At 34.7% G+C, this 16746-nt stretch carries 25 protein-coding genes and 1 riboswitch; of the genes, 6 read left to right on the top strand and 19 right to left on the bottom strand.

Annotation, left to right across the window (positions count from 1 at the left end; all coding sequences use genetic code 11):
• Positions 1–53: 53 nt before the first annotated feature.
• Positions 54–1277 carry an MFS transporter gene (locus C1724_RS12895; RefSeq protein WP_102347175.1) on the bottom strand — a complete coding sequence of 408 codons (1224 nt, stop codon included), beginning with the start codon at positions 1275–1277 and terminating at the stop codon, positions 54–56.
• 155 nt (positions 1278–1432) lie between these two features.
• Here C1724_RS12895 and C1724_RS12900 point away from each other — a divergent pair, with 155 nt between their 5' ends.
• Positions 1433–1795, top strand: a complete 363-nt coding sequence (locus tag C1724_RS12900; protein WP_180994260.1) for a DUF2512 family protein — start codon at positions 1433–1435, stop codon at positions 1793–1795.
• A gap of 200 nt (positions 1796–1995) precedes the next feature.
• Entirely contained in the window at positions 1996–2094 is a 99-nt protein-coding gene (locus tag C1724_RS12905) for a YjcZ family sporulation protein (protein ID WP_102347177.1), read from the top strand.
• A gap of 74 nt (positions 2095–2168) precedes the next feature.
• On the opposite strand, the gene C1724_RS12910 is transcribed toward C1724_RS12905, so the two are convergent.
• The 3 genes from C1724_RS12910 to C1724_RS12920 all read right to left on the bottom strand — a co-directional run bounded on the left by C1724_RS12910 (position 2169) and on the right by C1724_RS12920 (position 3379).
• Positions 2169–2282, bottom strand: a complete 114-nt coding sequence (locus C1724_RS12910; RefSeq protein ID WP_102347178.1) for a YjcZ family sporulation protein — start codon at positions 2280–2282, stop codon at positions 2169–2171.
• Between the two features lie 46 nt (positions 2283–2328).
• A complete protein-coding gene (locus tag C1724_RS12915) occupies positions 2329–2427 on the bottom strand; it encodes a YjcZ family sporulation protein (RefSeq protein WP_102347179.1) in 99 nt (32 codons plus the stop codon).
• A 142-nt stretch (positions 2428–2569) separates the two neighbouring features.
• On the bottom strand, positions 2570–3379 hold the full coding sequence (locus C1724_RS12920; RefSeq protein WP_180994261.1) for a manganese catalase family protein: 810 nt from the start codon (positions 3377–3379) through the stop codon (positions 2570–2572).
• 157 nt (positions 3380–3536) lie between these two features.
• Between C1724_RS12920 and C1724_RS12925 the strand changes: the two genes are divergently transcribed.
• Both C1724_RS12925 and C1724_RS12930 read left to right on the top strand, forming a co-directional pair.
• The gene (locus C1724_RS12925) at positions 3537–3638 is read left to right on the top strand and encodes a YjcZ family sporulation protein (protein ID WP_102347181.1); all 102 of its coding nucleotides are present in this window, start codon (positions 3537–3539) and stop codon (positions 3636–3638) included.
• Between the two features lie 81 nt (positions 3639–3719).
• Positions 3720–3848, top strand: a complete 129-nt coding sequence (locus tag C1724_RS12930; RefSeq protein ID WP_102347182.1) for a YjcZ family sporulation protein — start codon at positions 3720–3722, stop codon at positions 3846–3848.
• Positions 3849–3911: 63 nt separating this feature from the next.
• Here C1724_RS12930 and C1724_RS12935 read toward each other — a convergent pair whose 3' ends face one another.
• The 7 genes from C1724_RS12935 to tenA form a co-directional block, all read right to left on the bottom strand.
• Entirely contained in the window at positions 3912–4502 is a 591-nt protein-coding gene (locus tag C1724_RS12935) for a DUF421 domain-containing protein (protein WP_102347183.1), read from the bottom strand.
• Positions 4503–4646: 144 nt separating this feature from the next.
• Positions 4647–5228 carry a spore coat protein gene (locus C1724_RS12940; protein WP_102347184.1) on the bottom strand — a complete coding sequence of 194 codons (582 nt, stop codon included), beginning with the start codon at positions 5226–5228 and terminating at the stop codon, positions 4647–4649.
• 220 nt (positions 5229–5448) lie between these two features.
• Positions 5449–5670 (bottom strand): hypothetical protein, encoded by a 222-nt coding sequence (locus C1724_RS12945; RefSeq protein ID WP_102347185.1) that lies wholly within the window; start codon positions 5668–5670, stop codon positions 5449–5451.
• A gap of 201 nt (positions 5671–5871) precedes the next feature.
• Positions 5872–6900 (bottom strand): ABC transporter substrate-binding protein, encoded by a 1029-nt coding sequence (locus C1724_RS12950; RefSeq protein WP_308410500.1) that lies wholly within the window; start codon positions 6898–6900, stop codon positions 5872–5874.
• Positions 6897–7640, bottom strand: coding sequence for an ABC transporter permease (locus C1724_RS12955; protein ID WP_102347924.1), 744 nt, complete (start codon positions 7638–7640; stop codon positions 6897–6899). Before C1724_RS12955 ends, C1724_RS12950 begins: the two co-directional genes overlap by 4 nt.
• A gap of 9 nt (positions 7641–7649) precedes the next feature.
• Positions 7650–8411 (bottom strand): ABC transporter ATP-binding protein, encoded by a 762-nt coding sequence (locus C1724_RS12960; protein WP_102347187.1) that lies wholly within the window; start codon positions 8409–8411, stop codon positions 7650–7652.
• Complete coding sequence (tenA, locus tag C1724_RS12965) at positions 8404–9081, bottom strand: thiaminase II (protein ID WP_102347188.1); 678 nt, start codon at positions 9079–9081, stop codon at positions 8404–8406. The genes C1724_RS12960 and tenA overlap by 8 nt, the downstream gene beginning before the upstream one ends.
• A gap of 187 nt (positions 9082–9268) precedes the next feature.
• Positions 9269–9375, bottom strand: a riboswitch (TPP riboswitch).
• 144 nt (positions 9376–9519) lie between these two features.
• Between tenA and C1724_RS12970 the strand changes: the two genes are divergently transcribed.
• The gene (locus C1724_RS12970) at positions 9520–9735 is read left to right on the top strand and encodes a hypothetical protein (protein WP_102347189.1); all 216 of its coding nucleotides are present in this window, start codon (positions 9520–9522) and stop codon (positions 9733–9735) included.
• 97 nt (positions 9736–9832) lie between these two features.
• Here C1724_RS12970 and C1724_RS12975 read toward each other — a convergent pair whose 3' ends face one another.
• From C1724_RS12975 to C1724_RS12990, 4 genes are all read right to left on the bottom strand, one after another.
• Entirely contained in the window at positions 9833–11392 is a 1560-nt protein-coding gene (locus C1724_RS12975; protein ID WP_102347190.1) for a transglutaminase domain-containing protein, read from the bottom strand.
• Between the two features lie 144 nt (positions 11393–11536).
• Positions 11537–11824, bottom strand: a complete 288-nt coding sequence (locus tag C1724_RS12980) for a hypothetical protein (RefSeq protein WP_102347191.1) — start codon at positions 11822–11824, stop codon at positions 11537–11539.
• A gap of 133 nt (positions 11825–11957) precedes the next feature.
• Complete coding sequence (locus C1724_RS12985; RefSeq protein ID WP_102347192.1) at positions 11958–12416, bottom strand: hypothetical protein; 459 nt, start codon at positions 12414–12416, stop codon at positions 11958–11960.
• Positions 12417–12488: 72 nt separating this feature from the next.
• Positions 12489–12677, bottom strand: a complete 189-nt coding sequence (locus tag C1724_RS12990) for a hypothetical protein (protein WP_102347193.1) — start codon at positions 12675–12677, stop codon at positions 12489–12491.
• A 183-nt stretch (positions 12678–12860) separates the two neighbouring features.
• Here C1724_RS12990 and C1724_RS12995 point away from each other — a divergent pair, with 183 nt between their 5' ends.
• Entirely contained in the window at positions 12861–13058 is a 198-nt protein-coding gene (locus C1724_RS12995) for an alpha/beta-type small acid-soluble spore protein (RefSeq protein ID WP_102347194.1), read from the top strand.
• A 40-nt stretch (positions 13059–13098) separates the two neighbouring features.
• Here the strand turns inward: C1724_RS12995 and cydS are convergent, their stop codons facing one another.
• The 4 genes from cydS to C1724_RS13010 form a co-directional block, all read right to left on the bottom strand.
• A complete protein-coding gene (gene cydS, locus C1724_RS26405) occupies positions 13099–13206 on the bottom strand; it encodes a cytochrome bd oxidase small subunit CydS (protein ID WP_374703451.1) in 108 nt (35 codons plus the stop codon).
• Positions 13207–13217: 11 nt separating this feature from the next.
• Complete coding sequence (locus C1724_RS13000; protein WP_102347195.1) at positions 13218–14231, bottom strand: cytochrome d ubiquinol oxidase subunit II; 1014 nt, start codon at positions 14229–14231, stop codon at positions 13218–13220.
• Positions 14232–14244: 13 nt separating this feature from the next.
• Positions 14245–15573, bottom strand: coding sequence for a cytochrome ubiquinol oxidase subunit I (locus tag C1724_RS13005; protein WP_102347196.1), 1329 nt, complete (start codon positions 15571–15573; stop codon positions 14245–14247).
• A gap of 379 nt (positions 15574–15952) precedes the next feature.
• Entirely contained in the window at positions 15953–16684 is a 732-nt protein-coding gene (locus tag C1724_RS13010; protein ID WP_102347197.1) for a ZIP family metal transporter, read from the bottom strand.
• Positions 16685–16746 lie beyond the last annotated feature (62 nt).

Raw genomic sequence — 16746 nt, forward strand, 5'->3', positions numbered from 1 at the left:
CTCTCACTTTTAAAGTGGGAGCCTAATTTAATTAGTAATAATAGTGCATTCATTTATTGCAAGGCTTCCTTATTTAATCTTTTTTCGCTTGAATCAGGCTTTATCGCTACAAATGTTAAAAGTAGCGCAAAAACTGCAGCACCTGTTATCACATAAAACATTATTTGATGCGATGTTTTCATTAAGAAGGAAAACAACGGCGGACCAATTGCAACGCCCAAAAACCTCATACTGCTATATATTGAAGTAATCGTCCCACGCTCTTCTTTTCCTATCCCCTCTGTAATAAGTGCGTCTAAACAAGGAAGTGTAACTCCAATTGCCATGCCACTTACAAACATAGAGGTTAACAATACGTATATATCTTCTGAGAAACTAGTCCCTATTGCTGTAATACTAAGTACTAATAATCCCAGAAAAGTGACCCACTTCATTTTCGTCTTATCCTGTTTAATTCCTTTTCCGGTAATGTATGATGCAAAACACAATGCAGCTAGTGGTATAGCTAAAATAATCCCTTTTCGCACCCCATCAACATTGTGTTGCTCCTCAAGCATTGACGATAAATAAAATAACACACCAAACAAAATAAACATTAAGATGCCACCTATTGCAAAGATTGCATTCAACCATCGGCCATTATTTTTAAAGTTTAGTTTTATATCCTCTAGGAACGCACGAAATCCTTTCGGTTTTTTCATATTAACAGGAGATTCGACGAGAAAAGCAACCATAATAATAGAAATAATACAAAAAACTGGAATTGATAAAAAAGGTAAAAACCATATAAAACTAGCTAAAAAAGCCCCTAGTATTGGACTTAATACCTTCCCAAAAGTATTGGATGTTTCAATAATACCCAGTCCCGCACTAACATCGCTTTCCTTTTTAAAAATATCGCCAACTAATGGTAAAACAATAGGAAATGCACCCGCTGCACCTACACCTTGAAGTATTCTAGCCAAAATGATTATCCAATATGGATCTTCTATTTTCCAGGCCGCCCAACCCGCAATTAAGCCACCGATAGCCGAAATAACCAAGCTAGGCAATATCACCATTTTCCTTCCAATTCTGTCTGAAAGAAAACCAGCAATCGGAATCAATATAATGGCAACAATAGAATAAACCGTAATGATCATGCTTGATTGGAAATTACTTATTTCTAGTTTTTTCTCCATTGTTGGTAAAACTGGTATAAGCATTGAATTTCCAAGTGTCATTACTAAAGGAATGGAAGCTAATGATACAATATCCCACTTTTTAGTTTTATCCATATTTTTTCCTTCCTTACAAAGATATTTAATTACCTCATTTATTTTCTCCTTAATAAATTAAAAGCAACATAACAAAAAGTGGAATAAAAAAATGACATTATTACTGGTTAAAATACTGTAAATAAGGAAAGATATTTATGAAAGGTGGTTTTAAAATGAAAAGCTTTTTAATGAAATTAATTCTTTGTCCAATAATCATTGGCTTGTGCTCTTGGCTACTTGCGAATATTAATTATAGCTATTTTTACCAACCTATTGTGATAGGTGCAGTTATTGCTGCAGTTGGCACATTGATGGAGTATATGTTGTTAACACGCGAGCGAATCTGGCTTAGTACAATAATGGATTTCATCGCAGCTACACTGATCGTTTACTTCTTAACTAACTTTTATGAAACCGCAGCTATTACGTTTGGCGGGGCACTAACAATCGGTATAGTAATCGCGATAGTCGAGCATTTCACCCATTCGTATCTTGTGAGAAGTGGCCAAACAGAAAAGGGACCTGAATTTAGTTAAAGATTAAAAAGGATATTCCTTACTCATGGAATATCCTTTTTTTTAACCCAATTTCTCTAAAACAAATGGTTTAATGTAACTACTATGTATAAATACATGTTTTCTTTAAAGCCCTTTTTTATTATAGAAGGACGTGTAACCATTCAATTTTAAGTACTACTACATACCTTAAAGTATAAGACAAAAGGAGGTGGATATTAATGGGTGGTTACGCAGGCTACGGCGGTGGTTTTGCTTTAATTGTAGTACTGTTTATTTTGTTAGTTATCGTAGGTAGTTTCTACGGGTACGGATACTAATGATTAATGATCATATCCTTTTATCTCCTTTTTAGCCCGTTCAATGAACGGGCTCTTTTATTTTAACAATCAGTTTAGCACCATGCAGCTCCTACTATTATTAAAAGGATAAATAATACAACAATGAGCGCAAATCCACCTTTATAACCATATCCATAATGCCCTCCAAAGCCATATCCGTATCCCATATATATCACCCCTTATTTTAAGTTAACTAAAGGCCAAAAGGTTTTATTACCACGTATAACCAGAAGCTCCTATAATGATCAATAAGATAAATAGAACTACTATTAACGTAAACCCATCACCTTTATATCCTGCTGTTGCTCCCATCAGCTGCACCTCCTCTTACCTTCTCTTATACTGTATGTAAATGACTATGTGCCGTAATAGGCTATACCCTATATTATATAAATTAGGTATATACCTAAAAAAACCCCTTGACCTTTTTGTCAAGAGGGAATTTATTAAGTATTTAATGTGATAATGGTGGATTTTCTCCTCCAAATGTATCTTGATCTGGATCACCAGTGAAAGGACCGGTGATTAAACCGGAATTCATTAAACTAAATGTTTCTTTACCTGTTCCTCCTTGGGACAAGTCTGGATATAGACGTGAAAATTGCTTATCACCAAAGGATCTCTCAGGCTGTGTTGCTTTAATTCGTTCTATTGCCTCCTCAAAAAACATAGCATGTGCTTCTTCTCTTTGAATTAAAAAGTCAAACATCTCCCTTGCACCTGGATCTTGTACATGGCGATGGAGTTCTTCGTAAACCTTACGAGCCCGAAGTTCAGCAGCTAAGTCAGATTGAAGATTTGCTAGCATATCCCCAACATTATTAATAAAATTCCCAGTAAAAGGGGAACCAGATGAATCAACATAATCCAGACCATGTCCTGTCAAATAGACACTTTTTTGCACAGTGGAATTAGAATTAATTTGGTCATTAATCATTTGTTTTGCATTGGACATAATCAAACCTTCTGTAGCCATTTCTACATCTTGACCGCCATATGTACTAGGATCTTTATCCGGACCACCCATTAACTGTGTAATACATGTACCAACCATTTCAAGATGAGAAATTTCTTCAGTAGCAATATCCAATAACAAATCCCTTATAGCTGGATCGGCCGCACTAAAGCTTTGTGCAAAATATTGAAGACATGCCTTTAGTTCACCGTTTGCTCCACCAAACTGCTCTAACACAGCTGCTGCATAAGTAGGATTCGGACTTTTTACATTTACCGGAAATAATAATTCCTTTTGATGAATAAACACATAAAAACCCCTTTCCATTTTTCCTTTTTAGATTTCCCGTAATAATTCATGCTATTCAACTTCTTTTGCCCAAAATTATAAAACCGGGACATATGTCTATACCGAGACAGCCCTTCCTCCATACTCTAATAGTGAACAGTGTAAGGAGGTGAAGAGAATGAGTGCAGGAACTGGATTCGGATACGGCGGCGGTTTTGCATTAATCGTTGTATTATTTATCTTGCTCATTATCGTTGGAGCAGGTGGATATGTATATTAATTAAAATGCTTAAAACAGTCTCGCAGACTGAAAATAAAATTAATCCTTATTACTGAAAAAATTGAAAGGGAGTTGACTTGTATGTACGGATATGGAGCTTGTGGTTATGGCGGTTATGGTTACGGTGGAGGCTATGGTTATGGACGTGGATTTGCGTTAATCGTAGTTCTTTTCATCTTATTAATCATCGTTGGCGCTGCTTGGATGTAATTTAGAAGGTGTAAATCACCTTTGATAATTAAAGTCCCCCTATATATAGGGGGACTTTTATAATTAGTGCAGCTTATCCATAGTCGGAACGTTATGTCCTTTATTGATAACCTCTTCAAAAAGTGTAAACGGTTCTTGTTTTTTTAATAAATCCTCTTTGATAATCACATGGCTTAGCATTTTCTCTAAATCACCAACAGTTACGGGCTGTGCATGCCTTTTTAATACATAACCTAACTGACCATTAGGCTCTAATGTAGCGGTTTGAACATCCGATATTCTTTGAATACCATTTTGTCTTAGCCGCATTTCTAATTGATCCACTGTAAATCGGAGTTTTTTTAGATTATTAACCATAATTATACCATCTTGTATGACTACCTTCGCTTCACCGGTTAACATCTTTTCAAGAATATTGAACTTTAATTGTAAGTATTCCATCAAAATTAAAAACCCTATAAAAATAGCAGACACCAATATTGTCTTTAGTACACTATCTTCTGCAATAGGTCGAATAATGATGGAACCAATTGAAATCATGATAACTGTTTGAGCAACTGTCATTTGGCTAATTGATTTTCGACCTGCTATACGGAGTAATATAGTTCCTGTAAAGACTAGTAAGATTGCTTTCCATATAAAATCCCACTCCATATAATAACCTCCACATCAATGTTCGTTTTAGTATTACTTTCTTCCAAACATTTTATGTATAACATAACTAGATGGACCGTTGTAAACAGCTTTCTCGAAAAGGATGGTTTCCACTCTTATTATGGAAACCATCTTTGTAAATTCTTATTGCATATTTGGATCCAACTGGGGCGGTTTTTGCGGAACTTCTTGGTACATTTGACTAAAGTTATTAAGCGCAGGTTGTGGAGCAGATTCTAATGGATAATACCCCATCTTTACCATCCATTGCCACACCTCAAATGCATGATGTGAACACATAAGGAATGCATTTTCTAAGAAAGATCTTAAATCCGGATTAGCCACTTCCATTGCAGACCATGCATATTCCCTGCCAGCTCGCTTTAATGTTAGTAAATAAGCAGTGGCAATTTCTCGATCATTAAAAACTTTTACATCCGTCCTAGGCTGTACAGATGGGTATTTGGAAATTGGAGAGTGTGTATAGGATTGTAACATCTTGTTAAGCTCAGGTACATGCAATGTTTGCGTAGGACCATTTGCCATATTCATAAATTGAACCTTCATATTATAATCTTGAACATGCAAAGGAAAATGTTTTTGTAATATCGATTTTAATTGTTGGTCCTCTGCTTGTTTAATAAAACTGGCCATGTTCGTAATTGAATTAACACAGCTCATTGTTAGCTCATGAAGTTCATAAAGCTCATGTGTTGCCAATTGCACAAGAAATCATTCCTCCTTAAATGATGCCATCAGAATTAATGTTCCTTACTTCCACTAAAAAAAACTATGTAATCAAAGCTAAAACTACCTTTAATAGGAACTAGCTTTTATTAATAATAAGTGTATATTGAAATTCACGAGCACTTAAAACCACACGAAATTCAAAAATGAAAAGTCATGTGGTTTCTCGATCTTTAATATTCATTTAAAAATATCGTTATTAAAGGTATTTTCTGATTTCTCGTATCATTTTATTGAACTCTTCAGGATCTTTGAAGTCATTCACAGTCCAATTTTCCTCAATCCACTGAACTAATTGTTGTGGTTCATTGAAATATTCTCCACTGGTATCAGCTTTCCGTAACATGTAACGTCCATTGTCCTCATCTAATGTTACCTCACAAGGAAAAGCACCGTCCTTACCTTTTAAATTAAACTCCAAGCCTTTCACCCCTTTTAATATATATTAGATAGTGCATTTCCTCTTGGATGTCAATGGTAAAGTTAAATTTTCGAGTATTCTATATATATATAACCTACTATACATTAATATGTATAAAATTATTGATTAACTTTAGCTTCATCTAGAAGTGCACATAAAAAAAGGCTGATTAGTTTAAGAAACCAATCAGCCTAAGAAACATTATTCCTGAATAAACATCTCATTCACATTATAATCTGCTTTTAGTAAACCCGCAGTTTCTAACCACTTTGCAACTTCTTCCCAATTTTCTTTATTCTGACTGCCAAATGCTTCGGTCGAAGTTTCCATCATTGGCAATAATATATCAAGGCTTTCCTTTTCAACTTCTGGTACTAAAGGAAAATTCGCATCATCCTGGTTTGCTAATAAAATTTGAAGCGCTTCATCTGGATTGTCTTTCATAAATTCAAATCCCTTTTTAGCTCCACGTAAAAAACCTTTAATTGCTTGCTGATCTTTATTCCATGTTTCATCACTTGTTACTATTACAATTTCACTAAAAGCGGGTACACCATACTCTACTGGATTAAAATTCCGAGTCGGAAAACCTTTATGCTTTAATACTGGTACCTCGTGATTTATAAATGCGCCAATTACTGCATCAACTTGTTCCGCCACTATTGAGGTCCCTAGCTCAAACCCTACATCCACCATTTCAACCTTCGCTGGATCACCGCCATCATGTTTAACCATCGTTTTCAATAAAGCTTCGTTTAATTGGATACCTGGATACCCTACTTTTTTTCCTTCAAGATCCTTCGGAGATTGAATAGCACTATCCTCAGGAAATACAATATGATTTAACGGTGTTCTAACAATTGAAGCAACAGATTTAACCGGTACATTTTCATTCACACGAGCCATAATGACATCTGGTTGATAATATAAGCCTAAAGTAACTTTTCCTGCAGCAGCTAAATTAAGTGGATCTGTTGGATTGGTTGGAAATTGGATTGAAACCTTCACACCTTCTTCTGCAAAATAACCTTTTTCGATTGCAGTGTATATATAGCTATGTACCGCGTTAGGATACCAATCTAACAACAAACTTACTTCTTTCAAATCCTTTTTTTCTTCACTGGTAGGAGCGGGAGCAGTGTTACTTTCTTCATTTGTTTTACTTTCGCTACATCCTCCCAGAGCTAATGCTAAAAATAAACTTACAAAAAATGCTAAACAATTTTTCATCTTTCTTTCCTCCATTTAACCATATATTTTTCAATCCATGTAACTAATAAAAACAGTAAAATTCCAACTGCTGACAATAATAAAATTGGAGCAAATACTGCTGGTCCATCAAACTGCGTCATCATCCGCCGACTAAAGTACCCTAGCCCTGCTTGAGCACCTAACCATTCGCCAATAGCAGCACCAATAACACTTAATGTAACAGCGACCTTAAGTCCCGAGAAAAAGTAAGGAAGTGCATTTGGAATATTTAGTTTTAGAAAAATCTCTTGTTTAGTTGCTCCCATTGTCAGAAATAACTCTTCAAACTCCTTGCTAGATGCCTTAAGTCCATCAAAAACACTTACAGTAATTGGAAAAAATGTTATTAATACTGTTACAACAACCTTACTCCAGATTGAATATCCAAACCAAAGTACAAAGATTGGCGCTAAAGCTATAATTGGTATTGTTTGTGAAGCAATTAAGATTGGATACAATGCTCTTTCAACTGATTTATTTAAACTCATACAAATCCCGACTACAATCCCGAATACAATTGATATAGACAATCCCACTAAAATAATAAGTAAGGTTTTCGGAAGGTGCACTAAAAATAACGTGAACTTCAACTCCCACAGTCTTACAATTACTGCAGAAGGTGATGGTAAAATAAATGCCTTATCTACAATTTTCGCCGCAATTTCCCAAGAAATAATTGTGATTATGAATATAACGGTTGAGGAAAAGTAATATTTTATATTTACCAATCACTTCACTCCGAATCTTAGCTGCTCTATTAGCTGCTCTTTTATTTCGATTATTTTTTGTTCCCCAAAATCCCTTATCCTTCTTGGCCGTTCTAAAGGTACATATACTTCTTTAAGCGACGAAATAGGATGATCTGTTAAAACAAGAATACGATCTGATAATAGTAGTGCTTCGTCTACATCATGTGTAATAAATAAAATCGTCTGTTTATACTTATCCCACTTTTCAATCAACCACTCTTGCATCATTAACCTCGTAATAGCGTCAAGGGCGCTGAATGGTTCATCTAGCAACAAAATATTTGATCCGGTCATGATTGTTCTTAAAAAAGAAACTCGTTGACGCATCCCACCAGATAAATTTGCAGGATATTGATTTTCATAACCCTTTAATCCAAATTCATCTAATAAAGCTACCATTTCAGCTTTTGACCAAGTTCGCTTATTTTTCTTTAATTCAATAGGTAATACCACATTCTCTAAAACTGTGCGCCATGGTAATAACAAGTCCTGTTGAGGCATGTAGCCTACTGATCCTAATCGATCATTCATAGGAATACCATTTACCAAGATGGAACCTGACGTCGGTGTTTCTAATCCAGTTATAAGACGAAAAATTGTACTTTTTCCCGATCCGCTCGGACCAATAATACTAACAAATTCACCATTTTCTACTTTTAGATTTAATGAATTTATAATGTTTTTTTTACCATTATCATAACGAAAACTAACCCTATCAAATTCAAGCGCAATCTCATTCATAACTAGGCCACGTTTCTTGTTTGTAGGCTGTATCCCAAAACATATATTCAAATTTACTGGTTGTTAGAAAAATTTCTTCTAATCTAGCAATCTCTTTTCCTGACTTTCCTTCAGCTAATTCATCCAATAAATTGATTAACCACAATGCTAACGACCCAAATTCATCTGAACTGTACATTTTTATCCATTCACCAAAAAATTCATGATTTTGGGACTCTGGATTTTTGGTTCTTAGATCTTTTCCAATTTCCCAATAACTCCACATACATGGTAATAATGCTGAAACTAATTCTGCTAACGAACCGTTTTGTGCGATGTGGAGCATATAGTGGCTGTATGCCAATGTCGTTGGAGAAGCTGCAGCGTTTTCTAACTCTTCAGATGTGATACCGAAACGAGAAGCATATTGTCTATGCAATGACATTTCCTCGTTCAAAGTTGACTCTAGCAGATGTGCAAACTTTCTCATCAATTCAACATCATTTGTTTTTACTGTTGCTAAAGCGAAGAGCTTGGCAAAATCAATTAAATATAGATAATCTTGCACCATATAAAAGCGAAACTTTTCAGTTGCTAATGTACCACTTCCAATTTCTTGTACAAATGGGTGGGCATGATTTTGATCCCATATTGGTTTTACCTTCTCAAATAATTGATTACTAAACTTCATGCTGATCCATCCTTTTTTGTATTACTTTAACAATATAAAACAATGAATACGTCTATTTATGGTCTAATTAAATTCCCCCTAACACAAAAAAACCACCTCTTAAAAAGAAGTGGTTTAAAGTATACATAACCCATAACAAGCTTTAAGCTTGGAATAAATTTGAAAATTCAATGAAACACTGAATTTTTCCGCACACACACCACTTCCCTTCGCTAGTATTACCTAGATCAGGTTTAAGGGTTAAGACAAACTCAATTGTCCCTCTCAGCCTTTACAGCACCCCTAGTAGTAACGATAATATATATTCATTTCATTTCCGTCTATCTAATATTTACCATATATAGGCGTTTGTTGCAACAAAAAAATTTTCATATGATACATATTTACCTTGCATAAACAAATGCTATAATTAAATTTTTTAATTTAAGGAGACCAGATATGGTAAGAAGATTAGACATCTCAAAAAAACACCCACACTTTGACGGTTCCCATGAGGGACCTATATCAGATCCGTTATCTAGCGCCAACAAAATAGGGATAAGAATAGATGCAGATCCTCAACAACATATGAATGCTAACCCTTTCCATCTTTCTGGACAACCCAATAAAGAAATGGAACAATTTGGACGTTTCTTTGATGGAAAGAATAAGTAACTTCAAAGCGCCTCCATCCATAGGCAGGCGCTTATCCTGTTATAATTCAATACTGTTCAAATTTATCAATAAACAAACAACCTAACAATTGTAAGCATTAAATATTTTTCTGTATTGTAAATTTTATTGAAACGGAATCTTTAATTTTCTTACCATTTGTCCCTTTAATAGTATTCTTCACATATAAGTAATATGTTTCTCCTGTTTTATAGTCCTCCTTGTTACTAATCGATAAAGAGTTAGAGTCTTTTAAGGAGTAGTCAATGGTTGACAATTTATTGCCATCTGAGCTATAAATCATTATATTTTCGGTTGTAACGGATGAAAAATCAATAGGTGAGTCAAATTGAATCGTCCATTGTTTATCTTTTGCAACATTTGCAAAAGTACCAATCGATTCGTAGCCAGGAGTTGGATAATTAATACTTGTTTTATCATCCTGTTTCTGTTCGGGAACTTGCTGGTATACTATATTAGAAATTGTTATGAGCTTATCATTGTCTGTTAATCCTTTGGTATACGAAACAAATCCATAACTCCATGCATTCACACCCAATTTAATTGCACTTTCATAAATCATTTTACGCAGATCAGACATATGGATTCCTTTCAGATCAACGTAGCGAATACTAAACTCTTCGTTATAATTATTAAAGCCTTTTTCTATTAAATTTATTAGCTCCTGTATAGTAGTCGCAGTAAATTCGGGTAATAGATATTGTAATTCTAGTTCATTTAGCAATGCTGTAAATCGATCCGCTTCATTTGTAGTATTAATTTTTGTTTGTAATTCTTCAAAGTAAGTTGTCTTTGCAATCGGGTATGGCATTTCTTCGCCATTTATTCCGCCAGTTGTCCAACTATGATCTTTAGATATTTCTTGATCTGATAATAAATAATAATGATATAAAACTCTGCCCTTTTCATCTGGAACAGGGTCATTCCACGTGGCATCCAAGTGGTACCATCTTCCTTCTAATTTAACCATATTCCAAGCGTGATTTTGAACAGCAAAAGACCGGCTGCTTGCGACTCCACTAATAAGACGTACATCAATACCTGCATGTTGAAGCATCTTATAGATGAGCATTGCATATCCATTACAGGCCGTTGTTCCTTCAATAATAGCTGGATATGGAGAATTGTTTATCAATGATGTATCATATGATAAATTCTTAACTACAAAATCGTGAACGGCTTTTACCTTTTCATGATCGTTCATAGTGGGTTTCGTGATTTCCTTCATTATCGTAGTAACATACTGATCTACATATATCATTTGAGCCAATGTTTCATAATATCTTAAAACAATAGTGATCGTTATATTGGAGCCATATGCTTTATATGACATATTAAAACCCCGAAATGAGTAATTTAAGTATTCATCATTTTTTACAGTATGGTCTATGTAACTGCTTATTTTATTTAAAAGGTTGTTAGTTGAACCTTTATACTTAATCATTATATTTGTTTTCCTGTTTTTCATTGAAGAACTAACAATATTTTCGATATCTTTCAATGAGGAAGCTTTATGTGTGCTTGGAGTTGTAGTATCTGCATCATATAAAGGTGCTGAGATCGTATGTATTGGTGCTGTTGAAAAGAATAAGCACATTATAATAACTGGATATATGAACCATATTCTTAAAGCGCTCATAAACTAGTAATCTCCTTTTTGGGTTTGTATCTTTACTTTACTGTATCTATAATGAATTTCCAATCGTTATCTTTGCTACAAATAATGGATGCAATGACGTTATTTGGATGGGATTCACCTCATAAAAAAAAACGCCAAAAGGCGTTAATCACACATAATTATATTTCCTGTTTCAACATTAATGGAATAAATGATATTGTTAATATCGTCATTTTCATGTTGTAATTCTTTAAGTTCAATTTCGAGATGAGTAATCATTTCTTCTATCTCTTTAAATAGGTTAGATTTTAGCTTGTCCTTACTTTCGAGGAGCATAATCCTACGTATATCAAGACTAGCTAATTGTAGTTTAATTTCTTTCATTTTGGTAAGATTTTGATCTTTTCGAATTTCTAACTCACTTTTCCAAATAATAAGTTCTTTATCAAACATTTCATATTCCCCCTTATAATATGAAATTCTACATGACGGCTCTTATCCCCTCCTTTACTTGTTTAAATTTTCAGAAAGTTGTAACTTCAATAAAAAAAGCATCCAATATGTAGAGGATGCTTTAAAATAAATTCTAATTCCATCGAAGTTTCATATCTAACTTACAGCATTCTGTTTCTTCGACTTCCGACCAGAAATACATCTCAATCCCATCAGGATTAAAGGATGTTTTAAAATTTGACTGAATTCCTGTTGATTTAATTAAGTTATCGACTTCATTTAAATTTGACTCTTGAGCAGCACTCATTATTTTAGAAGCAAATACTTTAGAACTTGCTAATTTGTCAAGCACCGTACTTGCATCTTGGAGTAACTTTTTAAAGGCAACAGCTGATTCATTAAAAACAGTTGGATCTACTTCAGGGTACTGTCTAGAATTCATGACCTCTATTTTTCTATAAGCAGGTACTAAACTATGGCTTTGAAGGTTTGTTACATACGGTGCATAAGCCCAGTAATTGTAGTAAGGAATCCAATGAGGAGCATATACGTGCTGCATTTGAGGGATAGGATAGTAAGGAAAATAATGCAAAAGTCCCCCCTCCTTTCTCATGTAGTCTGTTATATATATGCAATCGAAGGGGGAATATAAACCGATTTCTACTTATTCATTAGAATGATATGTATAAATCACTTCTCCCCCTTTTTTTGCCTCACCACGAAAGTTTTCTCGATCTTTTTGCTTAACTAAAATTTCTCGGAATAAAGAAAAATCCTCTTTTGTTACTAAAAAGTGTTTTAGTTCGCCACTTCTTAGCTTTTCAACAATTTGTTCCATATCTGCAGTTGTCACTTATTAATCTCCCCTATTAAGTATTGTTTAAAGTATACACTATACTTACAAATTTTTATTACCCAAAGTTGTAAACATTACATTAGAATGATTGATTTCACCATTCTTTCTCCATTTATGGATACCTTTACAAATCATAATATCGACTTTTTTTAACAAAATAATAGGTAAGGAGGTGTCAACATGCCAAGCCGAAACCAATTATTAGTACCTGGTGTGCAACAAATGTTAGATCAATATAAAGAAGAGATTGCTCAAGAATTTGGGGTGACTCTTTCAGCAGATTCAGTGTCCCGTTCAAACGGATCTGTTGGTGGCGAAATTACGAAACGTTTAGTTAAACAAGCACAGGCACAGCTTGCTGGAAATAAAATTGAATAAAGACTGGCTATAAGATAGGGGGATTTTTGTCCCCCTTTATTTAGTTTATATCCTTAAGAAAGTTGCCTTTAGCACCCCACCAAAACAAAAACAATATGGATGCCGCAACAACAATCGGTGGTGCGTAAAATATAAGAAAATCCTGCATGATTTAACCTCCTATTTTTGTCCTTGAATATAGTCTTTGTTAAATAAAAATAATCTTAGCAGTAAATACAAAGATGGGAGCAATAAACACAAACCAGCAATAAATGCTGCAATCAATGCTTTTGCCATTGTTTCATTCGTAAACCCATCATAAAGTGTTAAATACGGATATAATAAATAGGGATAATGTGACATTCCGTAAGCTAGGAATGCAAAGGCATATTGAAAGACAACAGCGAGAAATGCAATGCCGTAATTTTTTTGTCTATAAATTTGATAAACAGCGATTATAAACGAGATAAAGGATGCTATAAACAATCCCTTTAATTCCAGCATTCCTTCATAATGCTCCAAATTATGATGCTTTAATGTATATACAGCAAGTAAACCCGTTAGTATTGAGGGTATACTCCATAGCAGGGCGTATTTCCTTAACAATGTTAATGCTTTATAATCTTTTGCTGCATATGCATAATAGGTTAAAAAGCTGGCCGAAATAAATAACACACTTACCAATGCCACCATCACAATGCTCCACGAATAAGGACTCGTTAACAGGTCTTTCGTAAGCAAAGTAATTTGATTTCCTTCAACCTTTATAAATCCACCTTCTGAGATTGAAAGCACAGTCGTTAATGAAGCCGGAATTAGAATACCTGTCATTCCATATAAAAACATATATAGTTTACTTTCCTTTGCACCATATGTTGCAAATGCGTAATATGAACCTCTTAGTGCTAGTAAAATGATAGAAATACTTCCTGGTATAAGTAAGGCAGAGCCATAATAATAAGCTGTCTTTGGAAAAAAACCAACAATACCTACAAAAAAGAATACCAAGAACACGTTTGTTACTTCCCAAACAGGAGATAAATAGCGCTGGATCACGCGATGGATTATATGTTTCTTTCCGGCCCAATCACTGTACGTACTATAAAATCCTGCACCAAAATCAATTGATCCAACGATCAAATATCCGAATAAAAAAATCCCCAGTACTGTAATTCCGATTATTTCTAAATCCATTAATCCTCCCCCCCTATAGCCCTTTTTCTAATAACTCTTTTTCAGCAGGATTGTTTTTAAACATTCTTCGCAGAACAACAACACTTCCAACTCCTAAGATGATGTAAAGAATGATGAAAACAACCAGCATTGTGTCAACATGCGGAGAGGTTGTGGATCCTTCCACAGTTTTCATATAACCTCTTAAAACCCAGGGCTGTCTTCCTACTTCAGCAAATATCCAACCCAATTCAATTGCAATTAACGCCAACGGCCCACTTATCGTTGTAAAAAATAATAATAAGCGATTATACGCCCAACTTTTTCTAAATCGTTTCAATACAACATAAAGCATTGATATAGTTGTTAAGAGCACACCGATACAAACCATTAAGTCAAATAAATAGTGAATATACAACGGTGGAATTTCATCTTCGGCAAATTCATTAAGACCAATAACTTCACCCGTTGTTGTGCCATGAGCAAGTATACTTAGCGCATATGGAATCGTAAGCCCCTTCTCCACTTCGTTGTTTTCATTTAATACTCCAAATAGCACTAAAGGCGCTTCGCCTTCTGTTTCAAAATGCCACTCAGCTGCAGCAAGTTTTTCTGGCTGGTATTCGGCTAAGAACTTACCTGAAAGATCTCCCACAATCATTGTAGCGAGCGAAAATATAAACCCTGCAACTAAGGTTAAATGTAGAGCCTTTTTATAATAAACATGTTTCTTACCTTTAAATAATTGATAAGCTGCAATTGTGGCAAGAACAAACGCTGATGTCATATATGCCGACGTTAATACATGGGCAACCTTTGTGGGTGTGGCTGGATTAAACATTGCTAAAAGCGGTTGAATTCCTGTGATCACCCCATTCTGGATATCAAAGCCTTGAGGGGTGTTCATAAAAGCATTTACCATTGTAATAAATACGGCCGACATTGACGCACCTAATACAACTGGAATGATAAATAAGAAATGATGTATTGGCTTTTTAAACCGGTCCCATGTATAAATATATATACCGAGGAAAATTGCTTCAAAAAAGAACGCAAATGTTTCTAGGAATAATGGTAAACCAATCACCTGTCCCGCAACTTCCATAAACCTTGGCCAAAGTAAACTTAATTGAATTCCGATAGCTGTTCCGGTTACAACTCCTACAGCCACAGTAATAACAAACCCTCTCATCCAGCGACGAGCCAGCAGTAGATAATGCTGATCATTGTTTTTGATTCCAATCCAATGAGCTAGGGCAATCATTAAAGGTACGCCGACCCCAATGGTCGCATAAATAATATGGAAAGCTAATGTCAGTGCAGTTAACAGCCTGCTATACAAGGTTGCATCGTATTCAAGCATTTGTAATACCTCCAGTACTTATACTTTTAGCGAAAAAGACGACCAATTAGGGATAAAGACATTATCAATCCTACTGCCAAACAAACGATTAACAACCATTTCTCTTGTTTTTTTCCAGTGTTCATCCACTCTCACCCCGAATATTAGTTTGTGATTTTCTTCACATTACAATTATTATAATCGAGGTTTACACTATACAAATAGTGCAAATGTGACTAATTTATGACGATTTTCTATAAGGGGATCTTGATGAATAAGAGGGCAAGCGCCCTGCCCCGACAGGTCATTTGTATTTAATAATTTCCTAATCTAAAAAAAGCCCTATTGAATGATCAATGGGCTTGTTAGTAAATTTGTTAAATCTATATACAGAATTAAGTTAGCCTAGTTCGGTAACCATAAATAACATTGTAATTAAGCCAAAAATAAAGGCATACGTAGAAAAACGTTCATTACCGTCACCATGACTCTCTGGTATTAACTCCTTATATATAATAAATAACATTGCTCCAGCTGCAAAACTTAGTCCATATGGTACTAGTCCATCAACTTTGGCAGATAGCAAATATCCGATTATTGCCATAAAAATCTCAATAACGCCTGTCAATGTTGCAATTATTAATGCTTTCCACTTCGTTACATTTTGATTTACCAAGAACAGTGCGACTAAAAAACCTTCTGGTATATTTTGAAAGCCTATAGCAAATGCAATTAACGAACCCAATTCACCATTTCCCGACGCATAACTAACTCCGACTGATAGACCTTCTGGTATATTGTGAAGTGTAATAGCTGATATAATTAATGTTGTTTTTCTGTCAATTTCTAGATCAAATCGTGTATGCTTTAAATCAATATGTGGAATATTGCCTTCAAGAAAATTAAGGACGATTGTTCCAAATATTAAGCCAACCATTACTACAAATAAATTCGAGGTCTCCAGCGCTTCTGGTATTAAACTAAAAGTAGAAGCCGCAGTCATAATACCAGCCGTATAAGCTAATAGCATGTCTCTCCACTTATGAGTAACACCCTTTAAAAAAATAATGGGCACAGCACCAAGACCCGTTGAGAAAGCAGAAATGGCACTTCCTAAAATAGCATCTAACATATTTGCTCCTCCATCACAATAAAAAAACTTGTCGTGATTCCATTAAAAAGAATAATAAACAT

Source organism: Bacillus sp. Marseille-P3661, from assembly GCF_900240995.1.
GTDB lineage: Bacteria > Bacillota > Bacilli > Bacillales > Bacillaceae_J > OESV01.

Excerpts from the sequence above, each read along its gene's own strand:
- C1724_RS13010 (WP_102347197.1), bottom strand. The coding sequence starts at position 16,684 with ATGTTAGATGCTATTTTAGGAAGTGCCATTTCTGCTTTCTCAACGGGT.
- C1724_RS12950 (WP_308410500.1), bottom strand. The coding sequence starts at position 6,900 with ATGAAAAATTGTTTAGCATTTTTTGTAAGTTTATTTTTAGCATTAGCT.
- C1724_RS12895 (WP_102347175.1), bottom strand. The coding sequence starts at position 1,277 with ATGGATAAAACTAAAAAGTGGGATATTGTATCATTAGCTTCCATTCCT.
- C1724_RS12935 (WP_102347183.1), bottom strand. The coding sequence starts at position 4,502 with ATGGAGTGGGATTTTATATGGAAAGCAATCTTACTAGTCTTTACAGGA.
- cydS (WP_374703451.1), bottom strand. The coding sequence starts at position 13,206 with ATGCAGGATTTTCTTATATTTTACGCACCACCGATTGTTGTTGCGGCA.
- C1724_RS12980 (WP_102347191.1), bottom strand. The coding sequence starts at position 11,824 with ATGTTTGATAAAGAACTTATTATTTGGAAAAGTGAGTTAGAAATTCGA.
- C1724_RS12930 (WP_102347182.1), top strand. The coding sequence starts at position 3,720 with ATGTACGGATATGGAGCTTGTGGTTATGGCGGTTATGGTTACGGTGGA.
- C1724_RS12915 (WP_102347179.1), bottom strand. The coding sequence starts at position 2,427 with ATGGGAGCAACAGCAGGATATAAAGGTGATGGGTTTACGTTAATAGTA.
- C1724_RS12970 (WP_102347189.1), top strand. The coding sequence starts at position 9,520 with ATGGTAAGAAGATTAGACATCTCAAAAAAACACCCACACTTTGACGGT.
- C1724_RS12900 (WP_180994260.1), top strand. The coding sequence starts at position 1,433 with ATGAAAAGCTTTTTAATGAAATTAATTCTTTGTCCAATAATCATTGGC.
- C1724_RS12905 (WP_102347177.1), top strand. The coding sequence starts at position 1,996 with ATGGGTGGTTACGCAGGCTACGGCGGTGGTTTTGCTTTAATTGTAGTA.
- C1724_RS12910 (WP_102347178.1), bottom strand. The coding sequence starts at position 2,282 with ATGGGATACGGATATGGCTTTGGAGGGCATTATGGATATGGTTATAAA.
- C1724_RS13005 (WP_102347196.1), bottom strand. The coding sequence starts at position 15,573 with ATGCTTGAATACGATGCAACCTTGTATAGCAGGCTGTTAACTGCACTG.
- tenA (WP_102347188.1), bottom strand. The coding sequence starts at position 9,081 with ATGAAGTTTAGTAATCAATTATTTGAGAAGGTAAAACCAATATGGGAT.
- C1724_RS12925 (WP_102347181.1), top strand. The coding sequence starts at position 3,537 with ATGAGTGCAGGAACTGGATTCGGATACGGCGGCGGTTTTGCATTAATC.
- C1724_RS12975 (WP_102347190.1), bottom strand. The coding sequence starts at position 11,392 with ATGAGCGCTTTAAGAATATGGTTCATATATCCAGTTATTATAATGTGC.
- C1724_RS12960 (WP_102347187.1), bottom strand. The coding sequence starts at position 8,411 with ATGAATGAGATTGCGCTTGAATTTGATAGGGTTAGTTTTCGTTATGAT.
- C1724_RS12995 (WP_102347194.1), top strand. The coding sequence starts at position 12,861 with ATGCCAAGCCGAAACCAATTATTAGTACCTGGTGTGCAACAAATGTTA.
- C1724_RS13000 (WP_102347195.1), bottom strand. The coding sequence starts at position 14,231 with ATGGATTTAGAAATAATCGGAATTACAGTACTGGGGATTTTTTTATTC.